This is a genomic window from Mesorhizobium sp. M0598, from assembly GCF_040320865.1.
In the GTDB taxonomy this organism is placed as follows: Bacteria; Pseudomonadota; Alphaproteobacteria; order Rhizobiales; family Rhizobiaceae; genus Mesorhizobium.
Map to the genome: position 1 here is coordinate 536,189 of NZ_JAMYQL010000001.1, position 23,542 is coordinate 559,730.

The 23,542-nt window shown below is 63.1% G+C and carries 21 protein-coding genes and 1 tRNA gene; 9 read left to right on the forward strand and 13 right to left on the reverse strand.

Annotated elements, in window-relative coordinates:
• The first annotated feature begins 22 nt into the window (after positions 1 to 22).
• The 4 genes from NKI59_RS02660 (at position 23) to NKI59_RS02675 (ending at position 3,567) form a co-directional block, all read left to right on the forward strand.
• Positions 23 to 1,882, forward strand: a complete 1,860-nt coding sequence (locus NKI59_RS02660; RefSeq protein WP_352702174.1) for an ABC transporter ATP-binding protein — start codon at positions 23 to 25, stop codon at positions 1,880 to 1,882.
• On the forward strand, positions 1,879 to 2,712 hold the full coding sequence (gene dapB / locus NKI59_RS02665; protein WP_023678962.1) for a 4-hydroxy-tetrahydrodipicolinate reductase: 834 nt from the start codon (positions 1,879 to 1,881) through the stop codon (positions 2,710 to 2,712). Before NKI59_RS02660 ends, dapB begins: the two co-directional genes overlap by 4 nt.
• Positions 2,713 to 2,788: 76 nt before the next feature.
• Positions 2,789 to 3,409, forward strand: a complete 621-nt coding sequence (locus NKI59_RS02670; RefSeq protein WP_352702176.1) for a 2,3-bisphosphoglycerate-dependent phosphoglycerate mutase — start codon at positions 2,789 to 2,791, stop codon at positions 3,407 to 3,409.
• A gap of 73 nt (positions 3,410 to 3,482) precedes the next feature.
• Positions 3,483 to 3,567 (forward strand) — tRNA-Leu (locus tag NKI59_RS02675).
• A gap of 123 nt (positions 3,568 to 3,690) precedes the next feature.
• Here the strand turns inward: NKI59_RS02675 and NKI59_RS02680 are convergent.
• From NKI59_RS02680 to NKI59_RS02700, 5 genes are all read right to left on the reverse strand, one after another.
• A complete protein-coding gene (locus NKI59_RS02680) occupies positions 3,691 to 4,134 on the reverse strand; it encodes a DUF4087 domain-containing protein (RefSeq protein WP_352702178.1) in 444 nt (147 codons plus the stop codon).
• Positions 4,135 to 4,309: 175 nt separating this feature from the next.
• The gene (locus tag NKI59_RS02685) at positions 4,310 to 4,657 is read right to left on the reverse strand and encodes a hypothetical protein (protein ID WP_352702180.1); all 348 of its coding nucleotides are present in this window, start codon (positions 4,655 to 4,657) and stop codon (positions 4,310 to 4,312) included.
• A 117-nt stretch (positions 4,658 to 4,774) separates the two neighbouring features.
• Positions 4,775 to 5,140 (reverse strand): lysozyme inhibitor LprI family protein, encoded by a 366-nt coding sequence (locus tag NKI59_RS02690; protein ID WP_352702182.1) that lies wholly within the window; start codon positions 5,138 to 5,140, stop codon positions 4,775 to 4,777.
• A 137-nt stretch (positions 5,141 to 5,277) separates the two neighbouring features.
• Positions 5,278 to 5,718 carry a hypothetical protein gene (locus tag NKI59_RS02695; protein WP_352702184.1) on the reverse strand — a complete coding sequence of 147 codons (441 nt, stop codon included), beginning with the start codon at positions 5,716 to 5,718 and terminating at the stop codon, positions 5,278 to 5,280.
• A gap of 37 nt (positions 5,719 to 5,755) precedes the next feature.
• Complete coding sequence (locus tag NKI59_RS02700; protein WP_352702186.1) at positions 5,756 to 6,145, reverse strand: hypothetical protein; 390 nt, start codon at positions 6,143 to 6,145, stop codon at positions 5,756 to 5,758.
• 904 nt (positions 6,146 to 7,049) lie between these two features.
• On the opposite strand from NKI59_RS02700, the gene NKI59_RS02705 reads away from it, so the two are divergent.
• The 3 genes from NKI59_RS02705 to NKI59_RS02715 all read left to right on the forward strand — a co-directional run bounded on the left by NKI59_RS02705 (position 7,050) and on the right by NKI59_RS02715 (position 9,065).
• Positions 7,050 to 8,021: an ABC transporter substrate-binding protein gene (locus NKI59_RS02705; RefSeq protein ID WP_352702189.1), complete on the forward strand. Its 972-nt coding sequence runs from the start codon at positions 7,050 to 7,052 to the stop codon at positions 8,019 to 8,021.
• Positions 8,018 to 8,710: a L,D-transpeptidase gene (locus tag NKI59_RS02710; protein ID WP_352702191.1), complete on the forward strand. Its 693-nt coding sequence runs from the start codon at positions 8,018 to 8,020 to the stop codon at positions 8,708 to 8,710. Before NKI59_RS02705 ends, NKI59_RS02710 begins: the two co-directional genes overlap by 4 nt.
• Positions 8,711 to 8,846: 136 nt before the next feature.
• Positions 8,847 to 9,065, forward strand: coding sequence for a hypothetical protein (locus NKI59_RS02715; RefSeq protein WP_031212349.1), 219 nt, complete (start codon positions 8,847 to 8,849; stop codon positions 9,063 to 9,065).
• Positions 9,066 to 9,186: 121 nt separating this feature from the next.
• Here NKI59_RS02715 and NKI59_RS02720 read toward each other — a convergent pair whose 3' ends face one another.
• The gene (locus tag NKI59_RS02720) at positions 9,187 to 11,217 is read right to left on the reverse strand and encodes a transcriptional regulator (RefSeq protein WP_352702194.1); all 2,031 of its coding nucleotides are present in this window, start codon (positions 11,215 to 11,217) and stop codon (positions 9,187 to 9,189) included.
• A gap of 213 nt (positions 11,218 to 11,430) precedes the next feature.
• On the opposite strand from NKI59_RS02720, the gene NKI59_RS02725 reads away from it, so the two are divergent.
• Complete coding sequence (locus NKI59_RS02725) at positions 11,431 to 12,516, forward strand: PLP-dependent cysteine synthase family protein (protein WP_352702196.1); 1,086 nt, start codon at positions 11,431 to 11,433, stop codon at positions 12,514 to 12,516.
• A 25-nt stretch (positions 12,517 to 12,541) separates the two neighbouring features.
• A complete protein-coding gene (locus NKI59_RS02730) occupies positions 12,542 to 14,056 on the forward strand; it encodes a pyridoxal phosphate-dependent decarboxylase family protein (RefSeq protein ID WP_352702198.1) in 1,515 nt (504 codons plus the stop codon).
• Between the two features lie 139 nt (positions 14,057 to 14,195).
• On the opposite strand, the gene NKI59_RS02735 is transcribed toward NKI59_RS02730, so the two are convergent.
• The 7 genes from NKI59_RS02735 to NKI59_RS02765 all read right to left on the reverse strand — a co-directional run bounded on the left by NKI59_RS02735 (position 14,196) and on the right by NKI59_RS02765 (position 23,326).
• Positions 14,196 to 15,836 carry an ABC transporter substrate-binding protein gene (locus tag NKI59_RS02735; RefSeq protein WP_352702200.1) on the reverse strand — a complete coding sequence of 547 codons (1,641 nt, stop codon included), beginning with the start codon at positions 15,834 to 15,836 and terminating at the stop codon, positions 14,196 to 14,198.
• A gap of 320 nt (positions 15,837 to 16,156) precedes the next feature.
• The gene (locus NKI59_RS02740) at positions 16,157 to 17,149 is read right to left on the reverse strand and encodes an alpha/beta hydrolase (protein ID WP_352702202.1); all 993 of its coding nucleotides are present in this window, start codon (positions 17,147 to 17,149) and stop codon (positions 16,157 to 16,159) included.
• 16 nt (positions 17,150 to 17,165) lie between these two features.
• The gene (locus NKI59_RS02745; protein ID WP_023678943.1) at positions 17,166 to 17,843 is read right to left on the reverse strand and encodes an isochorismatase family protein; all 678 of its coding nucleotides are present in this window, start codon (positions 17,841 to 17,843) and stop codon (positions 17,166 to 17,168) included.
• 20 nt (positions 17,844 to 17,863) lie between these two features.
• A complete protein-coding gene (locus tag NKI59_RS02750; RefSeq protein ID WP_352702205.1) occupies positions 17,864 to 19,168 on the reverse strand; it encodes a M24 family metallopeptidase in 1,305 nt (434 codons plus the stop codon).
• Between the two features lie 295 nt (positions 19,169 to 19,463).
• Positions 19,464 to 20,441, reverse strand: a complete 978-nt coding sequence (locus NKI59_RS02755) for a GlxA family transcriptional regulator (RefSeq protein ID WP_352702207.1) — start codon at positions 20,439 to 20,441, stop codon at positions 19,464 to 19,466.
• Positions 20,442 to 20,723: 282 nt separating this feature from the next.
• Positions 20,724 to 21,905, reverse strand: coding sequence for a cystathionine gamma-synthase (locus NKI59_RS02760; RefSeq protein WP_352684272.1), 1,182 nt, complete (start codon positions 21,903 to 21,905; stop codon positions 20,724 to 20,726).
• A complete protein-coding gene (locus NKI59_RS02765) occupies positions 21,902 to 23,326 on the reverse strand; it encodes a pyridoxal-phosphate dependent enzyme (RefSeq protein WP_352684270.1) in 1,425 nt (474 codons plus the stop codon). Before NKI59_RS02765 ends, NKI59_RS02760 begins: the two co-directional genes overlap by 4 nt.
• Positions 23,327 to 23,542: the final 216 nt, after the last annotated feature.

Below are 23,542 nucleotides of genomic sequence, written 5' to 3' on the forward strand. Positions count from 1 at the left end.
CGAAACCACAAAGCGCTCCAACTTGACACTTCCAGCACCAACCAAAGGGAAAGTCCGTCCCAGCGAGATCGTGGCGGTGATCCGCCGCATCATCGCCGAAAACAGCCGCGATTATCGCTGGTATTATGTTCTTGCCGTGCTGTGCCTGGTGACGATCGCGGCGACGACCGCCTTCACCGCCTGGATCATGAAGGATGTCGTCGACCAGATCTTCTATAAGCAGCGCGGCGATCTTATCGCGCTGATCAGCATGTCGATCCTGGCCGCCTTCATGCTGCGCGGGCTGGCCAGCTACGGCCAGGCAGTGACGCTGGCCAAGATCGGCAACAATCTGGTGGCGCGCTACCAGCGCCGCATCTTCGACCATCTAATGAAGCTCGGCGTCGGCTTCTTCAACGACACCCGCTCGGGCCGGCTCGCCGCGCAGATCAACGAGAACGTCAACGGCATCCGCGATCTCCTGTCGATGACGCTGACATCGCTGGCGCGCGATGCCGTGTCGCTTGTCGCGCTGGTCGGCGTCATGATCTGGCAGGACCCGGTGCTCTCGGCGATGTCGCTGCTGATCGGGCCGCCCTTGATCTACAGTGTGACCTATCTGATGCGTCGGGTGCGTCGCATCACGCGTGAATCGGTGCAGATCAACTCGCGGCTGATCGGCGCCATGCAGGAAGCGACGCAAGGCATCGCTATCGTCAAGGCCTTCACCTTGGAAGACGAGCTGTCGCGCCGCATCGGCGGCCTCGTCGCCGGCGCCGAGCAGCGGGCAAACAAGATCGCCCGCGTCTCGGAACGGCTGACGCCGATCTCCGACATGCTGGCCGGCTTCGCCGTCGCCGGCGTCATCGCCTATTCCGGCTACCGGGCGACCGTCGGCGGCCAGCCGCCGGGCGCCGTCGTTGCCTTCCTCACCGCCCTGCTGCTCGCCTATGATCCGGCCAGGCGGCTGGCGCGCATGCAGGTCGGTATGGAAAAGTCGCTGGTCAATGCGCGCATGATCTACGAGCTTCTCGACCTCGAGCCGCAGCAGGGTGACGTGCCAGGAGCCGCCGAGGCGAAATTCACCTCTGGCGAAGTGCGCTTCAACAACGTGTCCTTCCGCTATGTCGAAGGGGCGCCGGTCCTGCAGGATCTGAGCTTTGTCGCCGCCGCCGGCAAGGTGACCGCCATCGTCGGAGCCTCGGGCGCCGGCAAGACGACGCTGGTTGCGCTGCTGCAGCGCTTCCACGATGTCGAGTCGGGCAGCATCGAAATCGACGGCCAGGACATTTCAAAGGTCACCAAGCATTCGCTGCGCGGCTCGATCGCCTATGTCTCGCAGCAGCCCTATCTGTTCGAAGGCACCATCCGCGACAACATCCGGTACGGCAGGCTGAGCGCCACCGACGCAGAGATTGAACGCGCCGCCCAACAGGCCGCGGCACACGATTTCATCCGCCAGCAGCCGCAAGGCTACGACACGCCGGTCGGCGAGAACGGCGTGACGCTGTCGGGCGGCCAGCGCCAGCGCGTATCGATTGCACGCGCTATCGTTCGGCAGGCGCCGATCCTGCTGCTCGATGAAGCGACCTCGGCGCTCGACAACGAGGCCGAGGCCCGCGTCCAGGAAGCGCTGACCCATGTCATGGAAGGGCGCACCACCATTGTCATCGCGCACCGGCTGTCGACGGTGGTCAATGCCGATCATATCATCGTGCTGGAGCAGGGCCGGCTGGTCGAACAGGGCACGCATGCCTCGTTGATGGCCGACCCGCACAGCGTCTATGCCCGGTTCCACCGGGTGCAAGGCAGGAAAGGGCTGGGGCTTGTCGATGACGGCGAGCCAATCCAGAGTGCGGCGGAAAATGGTCGCGCGAAAAAGGCGGCCGGGAGACATTCATGAGTGACACGCCGACCGTTAGTGAAATGGGCCTGGTGGTGGTGGGCGCGGCCGGCCGCATGGGCCAGGCGCTGATCCGCGCCATCCACACGATACCGGGCGCCCGTGTCGCCGGCGCCATCGAGCGGGCCGGTTCGCCCCATATCGGCAAGGATGCCGGCGAGCTGGCCGGCGTCGGCAGGCTCGAGGTGGCGATCGGCGACGATCCGCTGCCGGCCTTCGCCAAGGCCGACGGCGTGCTCGATTTCACCACGCCGGCGGCGACCGTCGAATTCGCCGGCTACGCGGCGCAGGCGCGCATCGCCCATATCATCGGCACCACCGGCTGCTCGGCTGAAGACAATGCCAGGATCGCGGCGGCGGCGCGCCACGCGACGGTGGTCAAGTCAGGCAATATGAGCCTCGGCGTCAATCTGCTGGCGGTGCTGGTGGAGCAGGCGGCGCGCGCGCTCGATGCCGACGATTTCGACATCGAGATCCTGGAAATGCACCACCGGCACAAGGTCGATGCGCCGTCGGGCACGGCGCTGCTGCTCGGCGAGGCCGCCGCTGCCGGGCGCGGCGTAGCACTTGCCGGCAACGATGTTCGCGTGCGCGACGGCCATACCGGCGTGCGCAAGGCAGGCTCGATCGGTTTCGCCAGCTTGCGTGGCGGCTCGGTGGTCGGCGACCACAGTGTGGTGCTGGCCGGTACCGGCGAGCGCATCACGCTTGCCCATCATGCCGAGGACCGGGCGATCTTTGCCCGCGGCGCGGTCAAGGCAGCCCTGTGGGCGCGCGGCCGCAAGCCGGGCCTCTATTCGATGCGGGACGTGCTCGGCCTGACAAGCTGATCCACAGATTTGGCTGATCCACAGATTTGGCTGATCCACAAGATTTGGCTGATCCACAAGATTTGAAGGAGCAAATATGTCGAGAACTCTCGTGCTCGTGCGCCACGGCCAGAGCGAATGGAACCTGAAGAACCTATTTACCGGCTGGCGCGACGTCGACCTGACCGAACTGGGCCATGCCGAAGCCAAGGCGGCCGGTGCCAAGCTCAGGGCGCGCGGCATGAAGTTCGACATCGCCTTCACGTCGTCGCTGATCCGGGCGCAGAAGACCTGCCAGCATATTCTCGACGCCGTTGGCCAGAGCGATCTCGAGACCATTCGCGACCAGGCGCTGAACGAGCGCGACTATGGCGATCTCTCCGGCCTCAACAAGGATGATGCGCGCAAGAAATGGGGCGAGGAGCAGGTGCATGTCTGGCGCCGCTCCTATGACGTGGCGCCGCCCGGCGGTGAAAGCCTGAAGGACACCGGCGCGCGCGTCTGGCCCTATTACCTGCACGATCTGCAACCGCATGTGCTGCGCGGCGGCACCGTGCTGGTGGCGGCGCACGGCAATTCGCTGCGCGCGCTGATCATGGCGCTGGACGGCAAATCGGGCGAGGAGATCGTCAAGCTCGAGCTCGGCACCGGTGTGCCGGTCATATACACGCTCAACGCCGATTCGACGGTGGCATCGAAGGAAGTGCTGGAGGGCTGAGGCGGAGAAGGAATGCGGCTTTCAAAAAAGCGCGTTGACACTCATCCCTCGCCCGCTTAATGAGCGCGCACCAGCCCAGATGGCGGAATTGGTAGACGCGCACGGTTCAGGTCCGTGTTCCGCAAGGAGTGGAGGTTCGAGTCCTCTTCTGGGCACCAAATTCCCGTTTCGAGCCGATTGATGCGGTTTCAGAGACCCAAGAAAAAGCCCGGTTTGCCGGGCTTTTCCTTGATCCAATGCTCTAGGCTGCCCTACCGTCAGCCATGGCATCCACAAGATATCTAACAATTATCCGTGGGGTTAGGCAGCGATCTGTCGTTGCGACAGCGCAGCAGCGGAAGGATTTGGCCCGAGATCACCCTGGTGATCTTCTGTTGCTTGGCGTTGGTCACGACGGTCATGCACGCACATCCGTAGCCGTGACCCGAACCAGGCACATTGGTCTCGACGAATTGCCGCTCGTCAAAGGCCGGCACATTGTCGATGTCTTTGGGATCCGGGCGTCCCTGCATCTGGATCCACCAATCCCCGTCACTGTCGGTCAGGACGAGGTTGCCGGGTGTCGGGTTGGAGTACCAGCCACAACGGCGCTCGGCATAGGCGGCGGCAGACAAGGACATGATGGTCAGGCAGAAACAGATTGCGAACAATGGACGCATGAGAATCTTCACCTCCCTTGAGCAAAGCAGGTAATGCCGCCGATAACCTGCGTTGACGCCGGTCACGAGGCGGCATGATTTTGTAAGCCTTATGGCCTCAACTTCGTGTCCACATTTTCTTCGATCAATCCGCAATGAAGCGTCACGGGCACCCTTTGGACATTGCTGAGTGGACTGTCGATGAAATCGCAGCCGAGCAGATTGTCCGGGCTGCTCTTGCGCGCCGAGGCAACGTTGACGTTCACCTCGGGAGGATCGGCAAGCCAGTCGAGACGCTTCGTGTCGACCTGGCGCCGCTGATGCGGGCGCGGCCACCCGTGCCCGCTATCTCAACCTCTTCGTCCTGCGGTGTGAGATCGATCTGGCCGACTTCGTTGGCATGCTTCGCGGCGCTCCGCTTCGGGTCGCCGTAATAAGAGGCGAAGACGACGATCCCCTCCTTTTCAACCGCGAGCTTGGCGGCTGCTTTTTTAGACAGCGTGACATTGACGTCGAAGCCGAGGTCGCCCTGGGCTGTCGCCGGCACAGCACATGCCAACAGCGCAGATGCTGCAATCGTTACTGCGGGCACTGATCTATAGCGTTTCACAATCCACCTCCTTCAAGTCCTCCACGCAATGATGATGCCCCTCGCATCCTTTCATGTCTGGCGGCGACGTCACGCTCGCCGCCGGCTTCATCGTGATCAAATCAGCTATGGGAGGTGTCAGTTCGCGGCCGGAACGGGGCAACTCAGATCGCCTTCCTTGCAATTCAGGTAACCCTCGAAGGCTTTGACACGGGATTGCGTCAGGCCGTCCATGCATTGCGCGATGAGCATCGGCATTACGCTTCCTCCGGCCGATCCAGCAGTCTGGAAACTGCACTCCGCGTCGCGAAATTTGACCCAATCCTGCTGCGCTTGAACGAGAAGCTTCCTCGTTTCCGCGTTGTCCTTCAGTCGGGTTTCGATCTGCCGATAGAGTTCGTTGAGCTTCTTGTCGGATTTCTTGAACGCGGCATCGGCGCCCTCAGCGAAGGCGAAAGCCGGCATGGCCAGAGCCAACGCAGCAGTCAGTATCGCGGTTTTCATCGATTGTCCTCCGTCTGGATTTTCGAAAGGTTTGCATTTTCCACATCCTCCAGCCGATGATCGGAACCTATTCTGGATGGCCGCGCCTTGGAGTGCTCCCGCTCATCATTCGCTTCGGTGGCAATCGCCAGCGATCATCACCGTCGTTCCGTAACTGTCTCGGCAAAACACTTTGCCAGGTCTTGCGGCGCTCCGAGCTTCTTCGCCCAGGATACCAGTTCAGGTTTTTCCGACGGCTCGGCATAGCCGCCCCACACGTCGCGAAACTGCTTCTTTCCGTCGACTGTCTGGAAGAACATCACGCCGTCGTCGCTCACCGGCGTGGAGACGTAGGCGGCGCTCCAGCTGCCGCTCTCCATGATCGAGAAGAACTTTGCCTGAGCGGGCTTGAACTTATTGGTCATCGCCGAGACGACGAGAGGGGCATATTCCTGCTTGCGCGCCTTCGTCACTTCGACCTTTATACCGTCACAGGCGTTATTCGCAGCGAAAGCGGACGTCAGCGCCATTCCCAACCCCGCAAGGCCGACCATGACGATTTTGACACGTCGACGGATGAGACCGTTCAATTCAGACATGAGTGGCTATCCTCTTCGTTGTTCGCTGCAGGGGCCATTAATCGGAATCGTCGTCGTCTGATGAATTGTCATCGTCCGGTGTATCGACCTCGCAGCCGATGCCGCGGCAGCCTTGGTAGTTGCCTTGCGTATCGAAGTTGGGATTGCCTTCTCTGTCGTACTGCGGTCTGTCGTCGATACTTTGATCCCCGTCATCAGGATCGTCGACTTTACATCCGAGCCCATGGCAGCCGATGTAACGGCCCCTGGTATCGAAGTTGGGATTGCCGTTCCTGTCGAACTGCGGCCGGTCGTCTATCTTCCGGCTCCCTTTATGGGACCGATCAACCAGGCAGCCCTTTCCGCGACAACCATCGTAGTCGTCGGTGGTACAACCGACGATCGCCATCAAAGCAGTGGCCAAGGCCGCACAGATTACGAGTTTCATGATTCATTCCTCCGACTGGCTGGCGGCGGACATCGTCCATAGCGGAAGGCCATTGCAGGCGGCGATCCCCGCTTTTGCCGCGAAGGCTGGCGCCAATCGGAGGAGGGCAAAGCTTCGCTGGCCATCAAACGAGAGCCAGGCTGTGGGCGATGCATTCGACGACTTAGCCGACGGTTGCCGTAATCTCCTACGTGGGAGCGAACGCTCCCAGCGGGGGCCGCCGCATTAGCGAGTGTCAATATTCCTCTCCATGCTTAGTGCCCCGTCCGCCCAAGCATGTTTCAACGATCCGCTGACGCGGCTGTGCTTCCAAGAAATGCATCCGGGTCAGCCTATGACAAGGACAAATCCCAATATCGCAGGATTGAATTTTGCAAATGCTTAATAATTCGGAATCGGCACGGGCTATCTTAGCAGATACTGAAATGTGATCAGTAGCAAGATTTCGGAATGCTTCCTTAGTTTGGTTCTCATTAAGCCGAGTTAGTACAAGTAATATTCTATGTTGTTGTGAATTTTGCGCCATCTCTACAAAAAAGGCGCGACGATACCACATCTTATACGATCGCCCTAATTGCGATCTATTGTGGTATTTTTTCGAACCCAGCCAACCGTTGCGAGGGCCGAAAGAAACGCGCCCCTTTGCCCGACTTTTCAACGCTGCGGCGTGCCAAATAGGGGCGCAGTGGGGCGCCGCGGCCGCGTTGTGAGCATCTTCCCAGTCGGATTGTCATCGGGTAGCGTGCAGGGGCGGCACGGCACGTGAAGGCGCTCTTTGGCGAATGCACTGCTGCACCTTCAGCAGTTGCCCGTCAGAAGATGGGGCTGGTGTCACAACCAGGTGCTTGCCGCGACAGATTGTTCCCGTCGCGGTTCATTTCAGCACCGAAGCGAGGGGGAAGAGATGCACAACCGATTTCGGCAGTGCCTGCGGAAAGTGTCGCTGGCGGCATTGACGATGCTGGCGCTAAACATCCCGGTCCACGCGGCTGATCTCGTCATTGCAATGCCGAACTGGCCGTCGGGCCAGGCGACGGCAAATATCCTCAAGGTCAGCCTGAAGGAAAATTTCGGGCTCGATGCCGACGTGCGCGAGATGGGGACGCTGATTGCCTTTGCCGGTCTCAATTCGGGTGAGGTGGATATTCATCCCGAAATCTGGCTGCCCAATCTGGACAATCTGGTGAAGAAGTATGTGGATGGGGCCGGCACGGTGGCCATCAGCCCCATTGGAGTGCCGGCCTGGCAAGGCATTTGCGCGACGCGTGAGGCAGCCGACAAATTTGGAATTCACGACGTTTCCGACCTCAGCGATACGAAGAAAACCGCCGCGTTGGATACTGATGGCGACGGACGTGGCGAACTCTGGATCGGCGCTGAGGGTTGGTCCTCGACCGCTATCGAGCGCGTCCGCGCCAACAGCTATGGTTATGCCAAGACGATGACCTTGCTGGAGACGCCCGAGGATGCCGGAATGGCGGCTGTCGATGCCGCGGTCGCCACGGATCATCCAATGGTGTTTGCCTGCTACGCGCCGCACTACGTCTTTGAGCTGCACGACATTGTCCGGCTTACCGAGCCGCCCTTTGATCCGGCAAAGTGGAAGATCGTACTGCCGTCAGAGGACCCGCTCTGGGTCTCGAGGTCCAGCGCGCCGGTATCATGGGATACCGCACATTTCCATATCGCCTACGCCACCTCGCTGCGCAAAAAATATCCGAAGGTGGTGGCGTTCCTTGAACGGGTCGAGCTGAAGCCCGAGGAAATCACCAAGATGAGTTATGCGCTCCAGGTAGAGCGTCAGGATCCTTACGAATACGCCAAACAATGGGTTGCCGCACAAGGCGCACGGGTGCACGGGTGGGCAAATCCATGAGCGGAAATCCTATGTTCGCGGAACGCGGCACCGTCCGGCGGCGCTCCCTCACGGCAGTCGTCGCCGCGGCGTTCGGTCTTGTCGCGGTGGCGGCGCTGGCTGCGGGAACACAGGTTTTCGACCCGAAAAGCCACAAATGGGTGGACTACGATCGCACCAAGGCGCGCAAATACTATGCCGCGCATAATGAGGTGCCCGAGGCATTTCGTCCGCAGATGGTCAAATTCCGCACCGCGGAAGTGCCAGGCACAATCATCATCGATGGCAACCAGCACTTTCTCTATCTTGTGCAGCCGGGTCAGCAGGCGATGCGCTATGGTATCGGCGTGGGCCGGGAAGGGTTTGGCTGGGCCGGCATCGTGCGCGTCGGCCGCATGGCGGAGTGGCCGACCTGGACACCTCCGGCCGAAATGGTCGCTCGCGATCCGAAGGCTGTGAAATACGCCGGAGGCATGAAGGGAGGGCCCGACAACCCGCTCGGCGCGAGGGCGCTCTATCTCTATGAACGCGACCAGGACACGATCTACCGGATACACGGCACCCCGGAGCCTTGGACGATCGGGCTCGACGTGTCGTCGGGGTGCATCCGTATGAGGAACGACGACATCGTCGATCTCGCGTCCCGCGTCAAGGTTGGGGCCAAGGTCATCGTTCTCATGCAGGGGGCCGCCCTCTACAAAGGTGTATGAAGCGGCATTCGGAGAGGGACAAGCAATGTCGGGAAAAAATGCAGTGAGAACTTCGATCCGGGGGACAGCAATCGGATTCCTGGCTGGAGCCGTTAGCGCTTGTGTCAGCACGCCACCGCCGCCGCCTCAGGACCAGATGTCCAGGACCAAGGTCGAGACGGCCCCGGCGGACCTTCAACTGCTTTGCGCCAATGCGGTCGCCAAGGCGAGCGGTGTCGACAGCACGAAGATACTTCCGGTTTCATCGAGCAAGCTCGATTCCAAGACCTATCAGGTCGAACTCGATGCCAGTGGCAAAAAGACAAGCTGCCTCGTGGATACCGACGGCAACGTCAAATCGGTTGAGCCCGTCTGATCCGCTCTGGTCGACGAATTCGCAACCAACCTGACGATGCGCCCTGGCTGCAGACATGACGATGTTTGGGGCGCCAGCCGCGATGAGCGGTTTGGAGAGCCTGGCAAACCGCGCGCCTGCCTCACCCCAGCCCGATCCGCTTGGCGCCTTGCCGGAACAGCGCCTCGGCGTCCGGCTCGAAGCGGAACGTGCCGATGAAATCGTCGGCGCAGTAGTTCGGCAGCATCTTGCGCAGCGCAGCGGCGAAACTTCGTGCCTCGTCCAGCCGCCCCGCCAGCGCAAGGCAATGCGCGGCAATCGCCAGGATGATGGCGTGGGCGTTGGGACGCGCGGCTGCTTTCAGCGCCCATTCGGCGGCTTCGTCGAACTGGCCGAGCCGGACATGCGACATCGCCCTGGCGCCCAACATACCGAACAGCAGCGGATCGAAGGGGCTCAGATGCCTGGAATGGTCGGATGAGCCGATCGCAGCCTGCGGGTCGCCGGACTGCGAATGGACGAAAGATAGCGCATAGTGGCCGAGCGCGAAATTCGGACTGAGGTCTACGGCGCGTTCCAGCTCGATGAGGGAGCCGTCCTGCTCGCCGCGCAGCCACAGCGCCCGCCCCATGGCCCAGTGAGCGGCCGGATTGTGATCGTCGACGAGCAGGCTCTGGCCGGCTGCCTCGAAGGCCAGGGCGCTTTCGTGATCGCGGTCGCCCCAGCGCTGGAAGGCATTTTGCCAATGGGTGAAGGAGAGGCCGGCATAGGCGCGGGCGAACGTCGGATCGAGCTTCAAGGCTATGTCGAAGAAATGCCGGGCCTGCTCGTTTTCAGCGCGGGTGAAGCGATACATGTGCCAGAGACCGCGGTGGTAGGCTTCCCAGGCGTTCAGCGAATTGGGCGCCTTCAACATGGCGCGGTTGCGCTCGACCGTCTCGATCTCGGCCGAGATCGACGAGACGATGCTGTTGCCGATGTCGTCGAGCACGGCAAAGATGTCGTTCGGCTTGCGCTCGAACGTCTCGGCCCAGACGATCCTGGCCGTGCGCACTTCGACCAGCTCGACCGCGACGGTGACGCGGCCGGCCTGGCTGCGTACCGTGCCGGTGGCGACATAATCGACATTGAGCCGACGGCCGGCATCCTCCGGCCCAATGTTTTTTTCGGCGAGCGCAAACACCGAACCGCGCGCGATGACGAAGAAATCCCTGAGCTTGGCCAGGCGGGTGATGATATCGTGGGTCAGGCCATCGGCGATGCTTCCGCGTGGGCCGCCGTCAGCCGTCTCTTCGGCAAACGGCATCACCGCAAGCGAAGCCTTCTGCGATGCAGCAGTGTCGGAATTGGGAAGCACAATTGACGCGTGAGGGGCCGCGGGTACGAGTGACGGTCGCGCCCAGAGCGTAGCGGCAGGTCGTTCGTTGCGGATCGTGCGCCATGCCTCACGAACGGGTCCGAAATCCAGATCCTCCGAAGCAAACAGCTGCGCTGCGGAAGCGAGATGTTCCTCGCAGGCGTCAAACTGGCCGCGCTGCGCCAGCCCTTTCAGAAGAGCCACATGCGCGCGCCCGTCGAACGGAGCGAGTTCCAGCCATTTGTCCAGATGCGAAGACATTCTGTCGGCATCCACCGGAAGCTTGTTGACGAGATGTTCCAGGATTGCGGCGTGCCAAGAGCCGAAGCGGCGGCGCTGGGCGATCAGCCAGCTGTTGAAATGCGGGCTGCGGTCGATCTCCAGCCCATCGAGAAAGTCGCCGGCGAACATTCCGGAAAGAGCCTGCAGCCGCTCTAGACCGAGCGTCTCAACGCCCTTGGCGGCGGCCGAGGCTATGTCGACAGCGTCGACGGAAGCACCTCTCAGATCAAGCGCGATCGTGTCGCCTGGTGTCTCGACTCTGCGATGATGCGGTTCATCGAGGATGCCTCTAAGCTTGCTCAGGCACCAGCGAAGCTCGCCGCGCGGGTCGTTCGGCACATCCCACAAAAGCTCGCAGAGGCGGCTGCGGCCGACCGGATGCGGCGCCAGCGCCAGATAGGCGAGCAGCGCACACAGCTTGCGCGATTTTGGGAGCTGGATGATGATGCCGTTGCGTGCGATCGTCAGCGGTCCGAGCAGACGCACGGAAAAGCCGGCCACCTCGCCGTGGAGGCTCGATCGGGCGGATTCCACGTAAGTTTCCACGCCTGCTCCCACGCTGGCCAGTCGGCCTTTGTTTTATCACCAAACGCGACACGGTGCATCCGGCAGCGAATTCCCGCTCCGGATGCTGGCATTGCCGGAGGCAAATGTAGCGCGGCAAGGTCTCGAAACCTCGCCGCCCAAGCCACCGGTCTGTAACCGGCCCGTGACGACAAGAGACAACGACAAGGCGAGGAGATCGACATGTTGCATCAACAGAAAATCAGAACCACCGCCGGGCGCGGCCGTCTGTTCGACAGCATTCTCGACACGGTCGGCGATACGCCGGTGATCCGCATCAATAATCTCGGACCGGACCATGCCACGATCTACGTGAAGGCCGAGTTCTTCAATCCCGCCGCCTCGGTGAAGGACCGGCTGGCGCTCAACATCATCGAGGAAGGCGAGCGCAGCGGCGCTCTAAAGCCTGGCCAGACCGTGGTCGAGGCGACCAGCGGCAACACCGGCATCGGCCTTGCCATGGTCTGCGCCCAGAAGGGCTATCCGCTGGTGGTGACGATGGCCGACAGCTTTTCCATCGAACGCCGCAAGCTGATGCGCATGCTGGGCGCCAAGGTGGTGCTGACGCCGCGCGCCCAGAAGGGTTTCGGCATGTACAAGAAGGCGGTGGAGCTCGCCGAAGCCAATGGCTGGTTCCTGGCCCGCCAGTTCGAAACCAAGGCCAACGCCGCCATTCACGAAGCGACGACGGCGCGCGAGATCATCAACGATTTCGCCGGCTCGCGGCTCGACTGCTTCGTCACCGGCTACGGCACGGGCGGCACCGTCGCCGGTGTCGGACGCGTGCTGCGCCGCGAGCGGCCGGAGACCCGGATCGTGCTCGCCGAACCGGCCAATGCGCAGCTTATCGGCAGCGGCAAGCCGCAGCAGCGCGGCACCGGCGGCGCGCCTGCCGCCAGCCATCCGGCGTTCGAGCCGCATCCGATCCAGGGCTGGACGCCCGACTTCATTCCGGACGTGCTGCAGGAGGCGATAGACGCAAGCCTCTATGACGAGGTGGTGCCGATTGCCGGGCCCGAGGGCATGAAATGGGCCAAGGCGCTGGCGCAGAAGGAAGGGATTTTCACCGGCATCTCCGGCGGAGCGACCTTCGCGGTGGCGCGGCAGATCGCGGAAAAGGCGGCACCCGGCTCGGTGATCCTGTGCATGCTGCCCGACACCGGCGAACGCTACATGACGACACCGCTGTTCGACGGCATCGAGGCGGAGATGGATGCCGAGGAGACTGCGCTTTCGCAGTCGACGCCCGGCTGCCAGTTTCCGGCGTGACGGCGGCACATCGGGAGCGGCCTGCATGGACACGAAACCTGGACTGGCCGTCACGGCCACCGAGGAAACGCTTGACCCCTCGAACTGGGCCGACGTGCAGGCCCTGTCGCATCGGATCGTCGACGATGCCGTCGCTTACCTGCGCGATGTCAGAGAGCGTCCGGTGTGGCAGGAGATGCCGGTTGATGTGAGGACCTTCTTCACATCGCCGCTGCCGCGTTCGCCGGCGCCGCTAGCCGAGGTGTATGGCCAAGTAACCAGGAGTTTGATGCCCTATCCGATGGGCAACGTCCATCCGCGCTTCTGGTCCTGGTATATGGGCTCGAGCAATTTCACCGGCGCGCTCGGCGATTTCCTGGCGGCGATCCAGGGCTCCAACCTCGGCGGCGGCAACCATGCCGCCGCGCTGATGGACAACCAGGTCGTCGACTGGTGCAAGCAGATGATGGGCTTTCCGCAATCGGCCAGCGGCACGCTGGTCAGCGGCGGCTCGATGGCCAACATCATCGGGCTGACCGTGGCGCGCAACGCCAAGGCCGGCATCGACATACGCGAGCACGGCGTTGCCGGCATCGACAAGCCGCTGCGTTTCTACGGCTCCGACCAGCTTCACTCCTGTCACCGCAAGGCGATGGAAGTGCTCGGCCTCGGCAACCGGGCGCTGCGTCGCATCCCGAGCGATGCCGGGCTGCGGATCGACATCGCTGCGTTGCGGGCGGCGATCGCCGAGGACCGCGACGGCGGCTTCAAGCCGGCCTGCGTAATCGGTACGGCCGGCACGGTGAACACCGGCGCAATCGACGATCTGCAAGCGCTGGCTGACCTGGCGGCAAAAGAGGATCTGTGGTTTCACGTCGATGGCTGCATCGGCGCCTTGCTTGCGATTGCGCCGGACAATTCGCATCGCGTTGCCGGCATCGAGCACGCCCACTCGATCGCGCTCGATCCGCATAAATGGCTGCACGCGCCATTCGAGGTCGGCTGCGCGCTGATCCGGGATGCCTCCGTGCATCGCGGCACGTTCGCGGTGACGCCGGAATATCTGGAATCGACGCCGCGCGGCCTGGCCTCCGGCCAATGGCTGCACGATTACGGCCTGCAGACGACGCGCGGCTTTCGCGCTCTGAAGGTGTGGATGGCGTTGCGAGAGCACGGCATCGAAAAGTTCGGCCGGCTGATCGACCAGAACATCGCGCAAGGGCATTATCTCGGCGCGCTGATCAAGGCCGAACCGGCACTCGCACTGGCGGCGCCAGCGAACATCAACATCGTTTGTTTTCGCTATCGCGCGGACGGACTGGGCGGGGAGCGCCTGAAAGCGCTCAATACCGAGATCATGCTGAGGCTGCAGGAAGAAGGCATCGCCGCCATTTCCGACACGACGGTGCATGGCCAGCATAGCCTCAGGGTGGCGATCAACAACCACCGCACCCGGCGCGACGATCTGGACCTGCTGGTGCGGGAGACCGTGCGGCTTGGACTGGAGATTTCAAGGCGTGGCGTGGCTCTTCCTTCTCCCCTTGTGGGAGAAGGTGGATGAGGGGTGTTCCAGCTTGATACTGACGGCACTCCGTCCGCACCCCTCAACCGTCTTGGCGCTGCGCGCCAATCCACCTTCTCCCACAAGGGGAGAAGGAAGAAGGAGCGGCGCTGGCCCCGACAATTGGTCGTCTGCAAGGCTACGCCTCGAGCCAAACCTTCTCGAAATGCTGCTCGAGCGACTGGTGCTGCTCGCAGCCATGCACACCCTTGCGGTAGGTGCGGTAGACCGAGCGCCAGTAGGGCTGGATGATGACGCCGGAATCGCGCAGATTCTGTTCGATCTTGGCCATGAGCTCCTTGCGGGCGCCGGGATCGGGCATCGCCAGCGCCTTGTCGAGCAGACTGTCGAATTCCGGATCGGCGTAGGCGCTCTCGTTCCATGCGGCGCCAGACTTATAAGCGAGCGCCAGCACCTGGACGCCGAGCGGCCGGCCGAGCCACTCCGTGCAGGAGAAAGGATATTTGCTCCAGTCGTTCCAGAAGGTCGCGGCCGGCAGCACGGTGCGCTTGATCTTCAGCCCGGCCTCGCGCATCTGCGCGGCGATGGCGTCGCCGGTGCTCTTCTGCCAGTCGACGTCGACCGAGATGAGTTCGTATTCGTGGTCGGCCTTGCCGGCCTCGGCGAGCAGGGCCTTGGCTTGATCAATGTTGCGGACGGCCGGGCCGATATCGGCATATTCGGGATGCATCGGCCCGACATGATGGTTCTCGGCAGGCTTGCCGCGGTTGTCCATGCCGATCTTCAGCACGGCGGCGTTGTCGACGGCGAGCTGGGCGGCGCGGCGCACCTTGATGTCGTCATAGGGCGGATTGCCGATATTGAACCGCGCGACGATGGTCGAGCCGGTGGCGATTTCCGAATTGCTCAGGCCCATGGAGTCGGTCTGCGCAACCGTGTCGGAGGCGGTTTCGTGGTCGGTGTCGATCTCGCCCGATTCGAAGGCCGACAGCATCGCATTGGGGTCGGAGCCGTAGTCCACCCATTTGATGCCGTCGAGGTAGAACTCGCCCTTCCACCATGGCTTGTCTTTGCGGCGGACTTCGGCGCCGACCTCGGCGTCCCATGCCACGAGTTCGCAAGGCCCGGTGGTGATCGCCAATGCCTTCAGCGGATCGCCGTCGCCTTCATAGCTGCGGTGCATGATCAGCGCCGGGTAGTCGGCCATGCCGGCGATCAGCGAAATGTCGGGCTTCGGCAAATTGAGCCGCACGGTGACGTCGTCGACGCGCTCGATGCCGCCGTCGACGGGCTTCTTGGTATCGGCGTTGACCAGTGCGCCCATGCGCGCGGCGACCGAATTGCCGGCGACGGACGCATCGCACCAGCGCGTCAGATTGTGGATCACGTCGTCGGCGTTGAAGGTGTCGCCGTTCGACCAGGTGATGCCCTTGCGGACATGCAGCGTCAGCACGCGGGCGTCGTCGCTGGTTTCCCAGCTCTCGAGCAGCCATGGCTCGAAGGTGAAGTCGCGCTTCCAGCGCACCAAATATTCGTTGCACTGGCGGGCGACGTTGGACATCTCGACGCCGTCGAAGGTGCGCGGATCCTTCCAGCCCTTGACGTTCATGGCGACACGCAAGATGCCGCCGCGCTTCGCCTCCTCGGCCCTCGCCGGTGACGGCGCAAGCCCGCCCAGCGCCAGCGCGCCGGCAGCGCTGACGCCGAGCGCAGCCATGGTGGCGAGATATTCGCGCCGGTTCATCTGGCCGTTCTTGAAGCCGTCAGCGACGGGTCCGGCCTGCGGATGCAGTTTTCGGTCGGTCAGCATGAATTTCATCGTCGTCATTCCCCTGTTGTTGGGCACCTCTGCCGATCGCCAAACCCGGGGACGGATGCGATCGCCAGAGCGCCATTGCCTCGGGGATGATAGGGCGAGCTCCCGTGGGGGAGTGTTCGGACTTCCGCAGTTCTTGTGCGCTGTTCCGCAAACGGAAGGTCCCCCTCACCCGGATTGCCAACCGAATTACGAAGAGCAATTGGGGGCAATCCGACCTCTCCCCCGGGGGGAGAGGAGGTCGCCAGCGTTAATGCCAGCCTCTTCTCCCCAGCGGGGAGAAGGTGGACGCGAAGCGGCCGGATGAGGGGGCCTTCGCAACCTCAGTAAGGCCAGTCGCCTTTGCCGAGCGCGGCGATGGCCGCAATGATGCGCCCGAAGGCTTCGCCGGCTCGCGGTACGGTCTTGCGGGCGCGTAGAAAGCTATGCACGAGGCGCGGCTCCTCATGCCACCAGGCGCGACCGCCGCCGGCCAGGATGCGGCCGCGATAGGCCTCGCCTTCCGAGGACAGCGGGTCGCATTGCGCGGTGACGATGACCGTCGGCGGCAGCCCGGAGAAGTCGGTGTCGCTGAGCGGCGAAAAGGTCGGGTCGTCCTGCGACTGTCCCTTCGCCGACCGGATCTGGCGATAGAACTCGATGTCGCGCAACGTCAGCAGCGGCGCTTCGGCGTGCTCGACACAGGAGCCGGCGCTCTCTTTGCCAACTGGTTCCGGGCCGCCCAACTCGGGATAGATCAGCACCTGGCCGATCGCATGGCGAGGATGGCGGCGTGTCGCCTGCGCCACTGCTGCGGCCAGGTTGCCGCCGGCGCTTTCGCCGCAGAGGACGATCGGCAGGCCGGCCGTTGCCGCGGCCCATTCGAATACGGCCAGCGCATCGTCGAAGGCGGCCGGATGCAGATGCTCGGGCGCCAGCCGGTAATCGGCGGACAGCACGGCAAAGCCGGTGCCGGCGCATATCTCGGCGCAGATGTCGTCATGGCTGTCGAGCCCGCCAAGGACGAAGCCGCCGCCGTGATAATAGACAACCATCGCTTGCGGCGCCGTGCCCGCCATCTGGTAACGCCGGACCGGGATCGCACGGTCGCCGGCAGGAACCGCGCTGTCGCTGGCCTTGACGCCGGGTGGATAGGGCTCGCGAAACGCCCGGCACATGGCATCATAGACCGCTCGCTGCCTGTCGATCGGCATGTAGACGATTTCGGGCGGATACCACTCGTTGACCCGATCGATATAGGCCCACAGCTCCGGATCGAGCAGCGTTTGGTATTTTCCGCGCCCTCTCGTTCCGGGTCGCTCGGCTTCGGTGATCATCGCTGCGCGATCCCGCTCAGAGCTCGGCGTAGAGCCGGGCAGCATTTTCATAGCTGAAGCGCAGCGGCACCGAGCCCTCGACCTGCCAGGCTTCAACCGTCTCGCCTGCCAGCAGCCGGCAGGCGCCGTCGGTGGTGGTGACGGCACCGCCATAGAGCCGGTTGGCAAGGTTGAGGATGGCCGTCTGGTGCATCGCCGTGCTGCCGCTGCCGCAGGCATCCTTGACCAGCAGCACTCGAAACCCGAGCGCCACCGCATCCTTGACGGTGGCATCGATGCAGGCCTCGGTCCAGACGCCGGCAACGACCAGCCACTCGATGCCGTCGGCCTTCAGCCGCTCGGCGGCAGGCCCCGCGCGGAAGGCGCTGGCATCGGTCTTGACCAGCATCATCTCGCCTGTCGCCGGGCCCACTTCCGCGCAGATCGCAGTCAGCGGATCGTCCTTGTCGGAAAACGCCGACTTGCCGCTGGCCTCGACCGGGTGGAACGGCCGCGCCGTGGCGAGATCGACGATATAGGCCCAGTGGTAAAGGGGCACATTGTTGGCCCGCGCCGCCTCCTGCAGCCGCTGGACGTTGGCGAGGATGTCGCCATAGCCTTCGACCAGATAGCGCTTGTCCCGCCGATGCTCCTCCTGGAGATCGATGAACACCGCCGCCACCTTGCCGCGCTTGATCGAGATCGGGCTTTTCATGCAAAACTGCCTGTCAACACTCAAACATGCCTGTCAAGGAAATCATCCTCATAGGGGAAGCGCGACAGGAGCTCGGTGCCGGTCTCGGTGATCAGGATCTCGTCTTCCAGCTTGACGCCCTCGCGGCCGCCCTTCTCGCCGATATAGCTTTCGACACTGACCACCATGCCGGGCACGATGACCCCGTCGCGGCCATAGGTCTCGTAGTCCATGGCGTGCGCTATGAACGGTGTTTCGCCATGCATGCCGACGCCGTGCATGACCGAGGTATAACGCTGGTCGACGAAGCGGTCCGGTATCTTCCAGGCCCTTTCGGCAATCTCGCGAAACGCCATGCCCGGCTTGACGACCCCGATATTGTGCTGAACCTGGTCGTGCGCCATGCGGTAGAGCGACTTCTGATAATCCGTCGGCTTGCCCGGTCCGCAACGGAAGGTGCGCGAAAAGTCCGAATAATAGCCGTAGCAGCCGATCGTATCGGTATCGAGCGCCAAGAGTTCGCCCGGCCTGATCTTGCGGCCGCTCGCCTCGTTGAACCACGGATTGGTGCGCTGGCCCGAGGTCAGCAGCCGGGTCTCGACGAACTCGCCGCCTTGCCGGATCACCTCACCATACATGATGGCGAACAGCTCGTTTTCGGAAACGCCAGGCTTGATCGCCTCGCGCACCGCATAGACCGCAGCCTCGGCACCAGCCATCGACACCTGCAGGCATTTTACTTCCTCGGGCGTCTTGACCGCGCGCACCGCCAAAATCTCGCCCTGGCAATCCCGCACCTCGCAGCCGCGCTTTTCCAGCGCCAGTGCCTGCAGATGGCTGCAGCGGTCAAGGCCGAGCTTCATCGAGCCGCCGCCATGCGCCTTGAGCAATTCGGCGATCTCATCGGCGAACGGGCCGGCGGTCTCGTCGTCGCGGCCTGACACCGATGACCAGACCAGCTTGGACGGACGCGCCTCGTCGATCGTGTCGAGCACCATCGAGACATGGTAGCTCTGCGGATATTCGAACAACACGATCGGCCCTTCGGTGGGGATGAAGAAGTAGCGCGTCGAGTTGCGCAGGAAATAGCCGAACATGTTGCGCGAGCCGGTGGCGTAGCGCTGGTTGTAGGGGTCGAACAAAACGACGCCGCCATAGCCGGCCTCGCGCATCCAGGCGCGCAGCCTGGCCAGCCGGCCCTTGCGCAGCGCGTCGGCGTCGATGAAGGACGGCTCGGTGTCCGACAGCCACATGCCGCCGGCCGGATCCGCCGCCGCCGGATGGCGCATGCGGTCCTTGAAGTCGACATCCTCGGTGCTGTCGGGGTCAAAAACGACGATGCTCATGGGTGCCTCCTGGAAGCGGGGAAGATGAGCCATGCGTCGTTCAGAGGCTGTGCGGGATACCGCAGATGTTGTGCGAAATACCGCTTGAAGTCGTTCCGTAGCGTTCTACGGCGCCCCCCCCTGTCCTGCCGGACATCTCCCCCCTCGAGGGGGGAGATCGGCTCGTCATCGCCGCTTTCGTGAATTTCCACCGTCGCAGGAGGAGCGGAGCATCGAAGCTGTCAATCTCCCCCTTGTGGGGGAGATGCCCGGCAGGGCAGAGAGGGGCGCTGTCCCGCCAACGTCTCGCAAGGGACTACTGCCTCCGCATCACCTTCGGCGCATGGCCATGCTCCTCCCGGAACGCCCGCGCAAAGCTCGACATCGAGGCGAAACCGCAGGCCAGCGCGACGTCGCGCACCATCAGCGTCGAATGCGCCAAGAGGTCGGCGGCACGCTTCAGCCGCAGGCGGCGGTAATAGCCGTTGGGCGAGATACTGAGTTCGGAGCGGAAATTGCGTTCGAGCTTATCGGAGGAGACACCAAGTCGCCCCGCCAGTTCCGCCATGCCGAGCCGCTCCTCCACCGCATCCTCCATGATGGCGATGGCCGACAGCACCAGTTCGTTCTGCACGCCGGTCCGCAGCCTGAGCGGCATCAGCTTGCGGTCGACGCTGGAGCGTAGCGGGCTGTGCACAAACCATTCGGCGACGCCGGCGGCCAGTTCGGCGCCATAATCGCTGGTGATGATCTCCAGCATCATGTCGAGGCTGCCGACGCCACCGGCCGAAGTGAAGCGCTTGCGGTCGATGACATAGAGATCGCGCCTCAGCTCGATATCCGGAAACGCTTCGGTGAAGGCAGCCTGGCTGGTCCAGTGCAAGGTGCAGGCATGACCGTCGAGCAGGCCGGCCCGAGCCAGGAAGAAGGCGGCATCCGCCACCGCACCGATATGGGCGCCGTCGCGCAGGCTCCTGCGGATCCAGCTCACCGCATCGTGCGCGACGAGATGATCGGCATCGCCGCCCGAGCAGACGACGACGCGATCGACCTTCGGCGCGTCATGGGCGGCAAAGCCGGGCTGGATGACGACGCCGTTCGAGGCCTCCACCGGGCCTTCGGCGGCGCCGACGATGATCCAGCGATAGCAGTCCCGCTTGGCCAGCACGTTGGCGGCGCGGAGCGGCTCGATCACCGAGCTGAACGCCATCATCGGAAAGCCTGGGAAGACCAGGATGGCAAAGGTTAGGGGGGTGTCGCTTGCCGTCGGTTGGTTGCGTTGTCGGTTGTTCATAGCTTATGGAGCCAAAAGGATCGGGACGCTACAATTCAGGCAGATGCGCCCTGGGTCAACGGAATAGCGTGCAAGCTTGGGGGTGCGACGCAGAACAATTGCCGCTTGTCGGCGATCCCTCACGCCCCCCTCTGTCCTGCCGGACGTCTCCCCTTCGCCGTCCCGTCCGTTTCAGCGTTGGAGATTGGCGAAAGCGCAAGATAATGGCCAATCTCCCCCCTCGTGGGGAGATTCCCGGTAGGGCAGAGGGGGCGCCGTCCCGCCGACGTCTCGCTATCCGGCTCAACTGGCCAGCGCCCGATCCAGATCCGCAATCAGATCATCGCCGTCCTCGATCCCGGCCGACAGCCTTACCAGCGAATCCGAAATCCCGATCTCGGCGCGTTTTTTCGCCGGGATCGAGCCGTGCGTCATCAGCGCCGGGTGCTCGATCAGGCTTTCGACGCCGCCGAGGCTTTCGGCCAGCGTGAACAGTTGCGTATGTTCGAGGAAGCGTTTGGTGCCGGCGAGGTCGCGGTCGAGCTCGACCGTGATCATGCCGCCGAAGGCGTGCATCTGCCGCCTGGCGATGGCGTGCTGCGGGTGGCTGGGCAGGCCGGGATAGATGACACGGCGGATGTCGGGACGGCTTTCCAGCCAGTGCGCGATCTTCTGGCCGTTCGACGAATGACGCTCCATCCTCAGCGCCAGCGTCTTCAAGCCGCGCAGCGCCAGGAAACTGTCGAACGGCCCTGAAATGGCGCCGATGGCGTTCTGCAGGAATTTCAGCCGGTCGGCGAGATCCTTGTTGTCGCCGACCACGGCGACGCCGCCGACCATGTCGGAATGGCCGTTGAGGTATTTCGTCGTCGAATGGACCACGATGTCGATGCCGAGCTCCAGCGGCCGCTGCAGATAGGGGCTGCAGAAAGTGTTGTCGGCGACTGAGAGCACGCCTTTGCGCCTAGCAAGTGCTGCGACGCCTTCGAGGTCGACGACACGCAGCAGCGGGTTGGTCGGCGTCTCGACCCAGAGCATTTTGGTTTCCGGGCGGATCGCCGCCTCGACCGCGGCAAGGTCGGTGAAGTCGACGAAGTCGACCTGCAAATTGGCCGAGCGCTTGCGCACCCGTTCCAGCAGCCGGAACGTGCCGCCATAGATGTCGTCGGTCGCGACGATATGCGCGCCTGAATCGAGCAATTCGAAAATGGTTGCGATCGCCGCCAGCCCCGAAGCGAAGGCGAAGGCGGCTGTGCCGCTTTCGAGGTCGGCCACCGCGCGCTCGAAGGCGAAGCGGGTCGGGTTCTGGCTGCGGGCATATTCAAAGCCCTTGTGCACGCCCGGGCTCTGCTGACCGTAGGTCGACGTGGCATAGATCGGTACCATCACCGCGCCCGTCGTCGGGTCGTGGCTCTGGCCGCCATGGATGGTGCGCGTCGAAAAGGCGAGGCGGTTTTTGCCCGATACGGTGGCTTTGACGGTCATCGGGCGCGCCTCAGATGGTTGATCAGGTCGATGCGTGTTATCAGGCCGATGAATTCGTCGCCGTCGAAGACGATGGCGACCTCGTTGCGATCGAAGACCGGCAGCAACGCGTCCAGCGTCTGGCTGGCTTGCAGCGTGTGCAGGGTAGAGGTCATAGCCGTACTGACCGGGGCCTTGAAGCGGTCCCAGCGGCTGTCATAGGGGCCTTCGACCTTGGCGAGGATATCGCTTTCGTCGATGATGCCGACGAGCTTGCCCTCGTCCAGCACCGGCAGCTGCGAGACATCCGATCGGCGCATGAGGCCATAGGCGTTGAGCAGGCTTTCGTCCGGGCCGACGGACACGACATCGCCGGTGCGGAGCGTGCGCATGACCAGGTCGCGCAGATCGCCATGCTGCTCCTGCTCGGCCAGGCCCTGCTCGACCAGCCAGAAATCGTCGAAGACTTTCGACAGGTACTTGTTGCCGCTGTCGCAGACGAAGGTGACGACGCGCTTCGGCACCGTCTGCTCGCGGCAATAGCGAAGCGCTGCCGAAAGCAGCGTACCGGACGACGAGCCGGCGAGAATGCCTTCCTTCGAAAGCAGGTCGCGCACCGCAAGCATGCTCTGCTTGTCGGGGATGGAATAGGCCTTCCTGACCAGCGACAGATCGGCATTGGGCGGCACGAAATCCTCGCCGATGCCTTCGACGGTCCAGCTTCCGGCCTCTACCATCTTGCCGGTCTTGATCAACGGTGCCAGCACCGAGCCGACCGGATCGGCCAAAATCATCTCGGTCTTCGGCGAGACTTTCGCAAAATAACGGCCGAGCCCGGTCAGCGTGCCGCCGGAGCCGACGCCGACGACCACCGCATCGACATCGCCTCCGAGCTGTTGAAAGATTTCCGGCCCGGTCGTGGTTTCGTGGGCCAGCGGATTGGCCGGGTTGGCAAACTGGTTGGCGTAGAAGGCGCCGGGCAACTCGGCGGCGATCTTTTCGGCCATGTCCTGATAATATTCGGCATGGCCCTTGCCGACATCGGAACGCGTCATGCGCACTTCCGCGCCGAGCGCCCGCAGATGCTGGATTTTTTCGCGCGACATCTTGTCGGGCACGACGAGGATGATGCGGTAGCCCTTGGGGATGCCTACCTGGGCGAGGCCAAGACCGGTATTGCCGGCAGTCGCCTCCACGATGGTGCCGCCGCGCTTCAGTCTGCCCTGTTTTTCGGCGGCGGCAATCATCGACAGCGCTATGCGGTCCTTGATCGAGCCGCCGGGATTCTGGCTTTCGAGCTTGATGAACAGCCGGCACTTGCCGATGTCGAATTTGGTCAGCTCGACGACCGGTGTCTGCCCGATCAGGTCGAGAACCGAGGCATAGGGCGGGCGCAGGCGGGACGATGCATCGTCCGGTGCCACGATCTTGTGCTTGCTCATGTCAGATGCTCCGTTGCCAGAATGAGCAACCGCCCTGGAAGACGGCAACCTACCGTCTTTTCCAGCCGTTTGCAGTTGGAAAGAAGATAGATCGTGCCAATCCGGCCGCCAGCAGGGGAATGGAATTTCGAGAAAGCTTCGCCGGCCTGCAGGCAGGGCAAAAGATTTGCAGAACCTGCCTGGGACTAAACGCACCATCTCGTTCGTTGCCGCCGC

Bases quoted from the DNA above. Each gene is read 5' to 3' on its own strand.
- NKI59_RS02705 (WP_352702189.1), top strand. From the start codon at position 7,050: ATGCACAACCGATTTCGGCAGTGCCTGCGGAAAGTGTCGCTGGCGGCA.
- NKI59_RS02760 (WP_352684272.1), bottom strand. From the start codon at position 21,905: ATGACCGTCAAAGCCACCGTATCGGGCAAAAACCGCCTCGCCTTTTCG.
- NKI59_RS02710 (WP_352702191.1), top strand. From the start codon at position 8,018: ATGAGCGGAAATCCTATGTTCGCGGAACGCGGCACCGTCCGGCGGCGC.
- NKI59_RS02695 (WP_352702184.1), bottom strand. From the start codon at position 5,718: ATGTCTGAATTGAACGGTCTCATCCGTCGACGTGTCAAAATCGTCATG.
- NKI59_RS02735 (WP_352702200.1), bottom strand. From the start codon at position 15,836: ATGAAATTCATGCTGACCGACCGAAAACTGCATCCGCAGGCCGGACCC.
- NKI59_RS02740 (WP_352702202.1), bottom strand. From the start codon at position 17,149: ATGATCACCGAAGCCGAGCGACCCGGAACGAGAGGGCGCGGAAAATAC.
- NKI59_RS02750 (WP_352702205.1), bottom strand. From the start codon at position 19,168: ATGAGCATCGTCGTTTTTGACCCCGACAGCACCGAGGATGTCGACTTC.
- NKI59_RS02765 (WP_352684270.1), bottom strand. From the start codon at position 23,326: ATGAGCAAGCACAAGATCGTGGCACCGGACGATGCATCGTCCCGCCTG.
- dapB (WP_023678962.1), top strand. From the start codon at position 1,879: ATGAGTGACACGCCGACCGTTAGTGAAATGGGCCTGGTGGTGGTGGGC.
- NKI59_RS02755 (WP_352702207.1), bottom strand. From the start codon at position 20,441: ATGAACAACCGACAACGCAACCAACCGACGGCAAGCGACACCCCCCTA.
- NKI59_RS02730 (WP_352702198.1), top strand. From the start codon at position 12,542: ATGGACACGAAACCTGGACTGGCCGTCACGGCCACCGAGGAAACGCTT.
- NKI59_RS02690 (WP_352702182.1), bottom strand. From the start codon at position 5,140: ATGAAAACCGCGATACTGACTGCTGCGTTGGCTCTGGCCATGCCGGCT.
- NKI59_RS02670 (WP_352702176.1), top strand. From the start codon at position 2,789: ATGTCGAGAACTCTCGTGCTCGTGCGCCACGGCCAGAGCGAATGGAAC.
- NKI59_RS02725 (WP_352702196.1), top strand. From the start codon at position 11,431: ATGTTGCATCAACAGAAAATCAGAACCACCGCCGGGCGCGGCCGTCTG.
- NKI59_RS02745 (WP_023678943.1), bottom strand. From the start codon at position 17,843: ATGAAAAGCCCGATCTCGATCAAGCGCGGCAAGGTGGCGGCGGTGTTC.
- NKI59_RS02700 (WP_352702186.1), bottom strand. From the start codon at position 6,145: ATGAAACTCGTAATCTGTGCGGCCTTGGCCACTGCTTTGATGGCGATC.
- NKI59_RS02715 (WP_031212349.1), top strand. From the start codon at position 8,847: ATGTCCAGGACCAAGGTCGAGACGGCCCCGGCGGACCTTCAACTGCTT.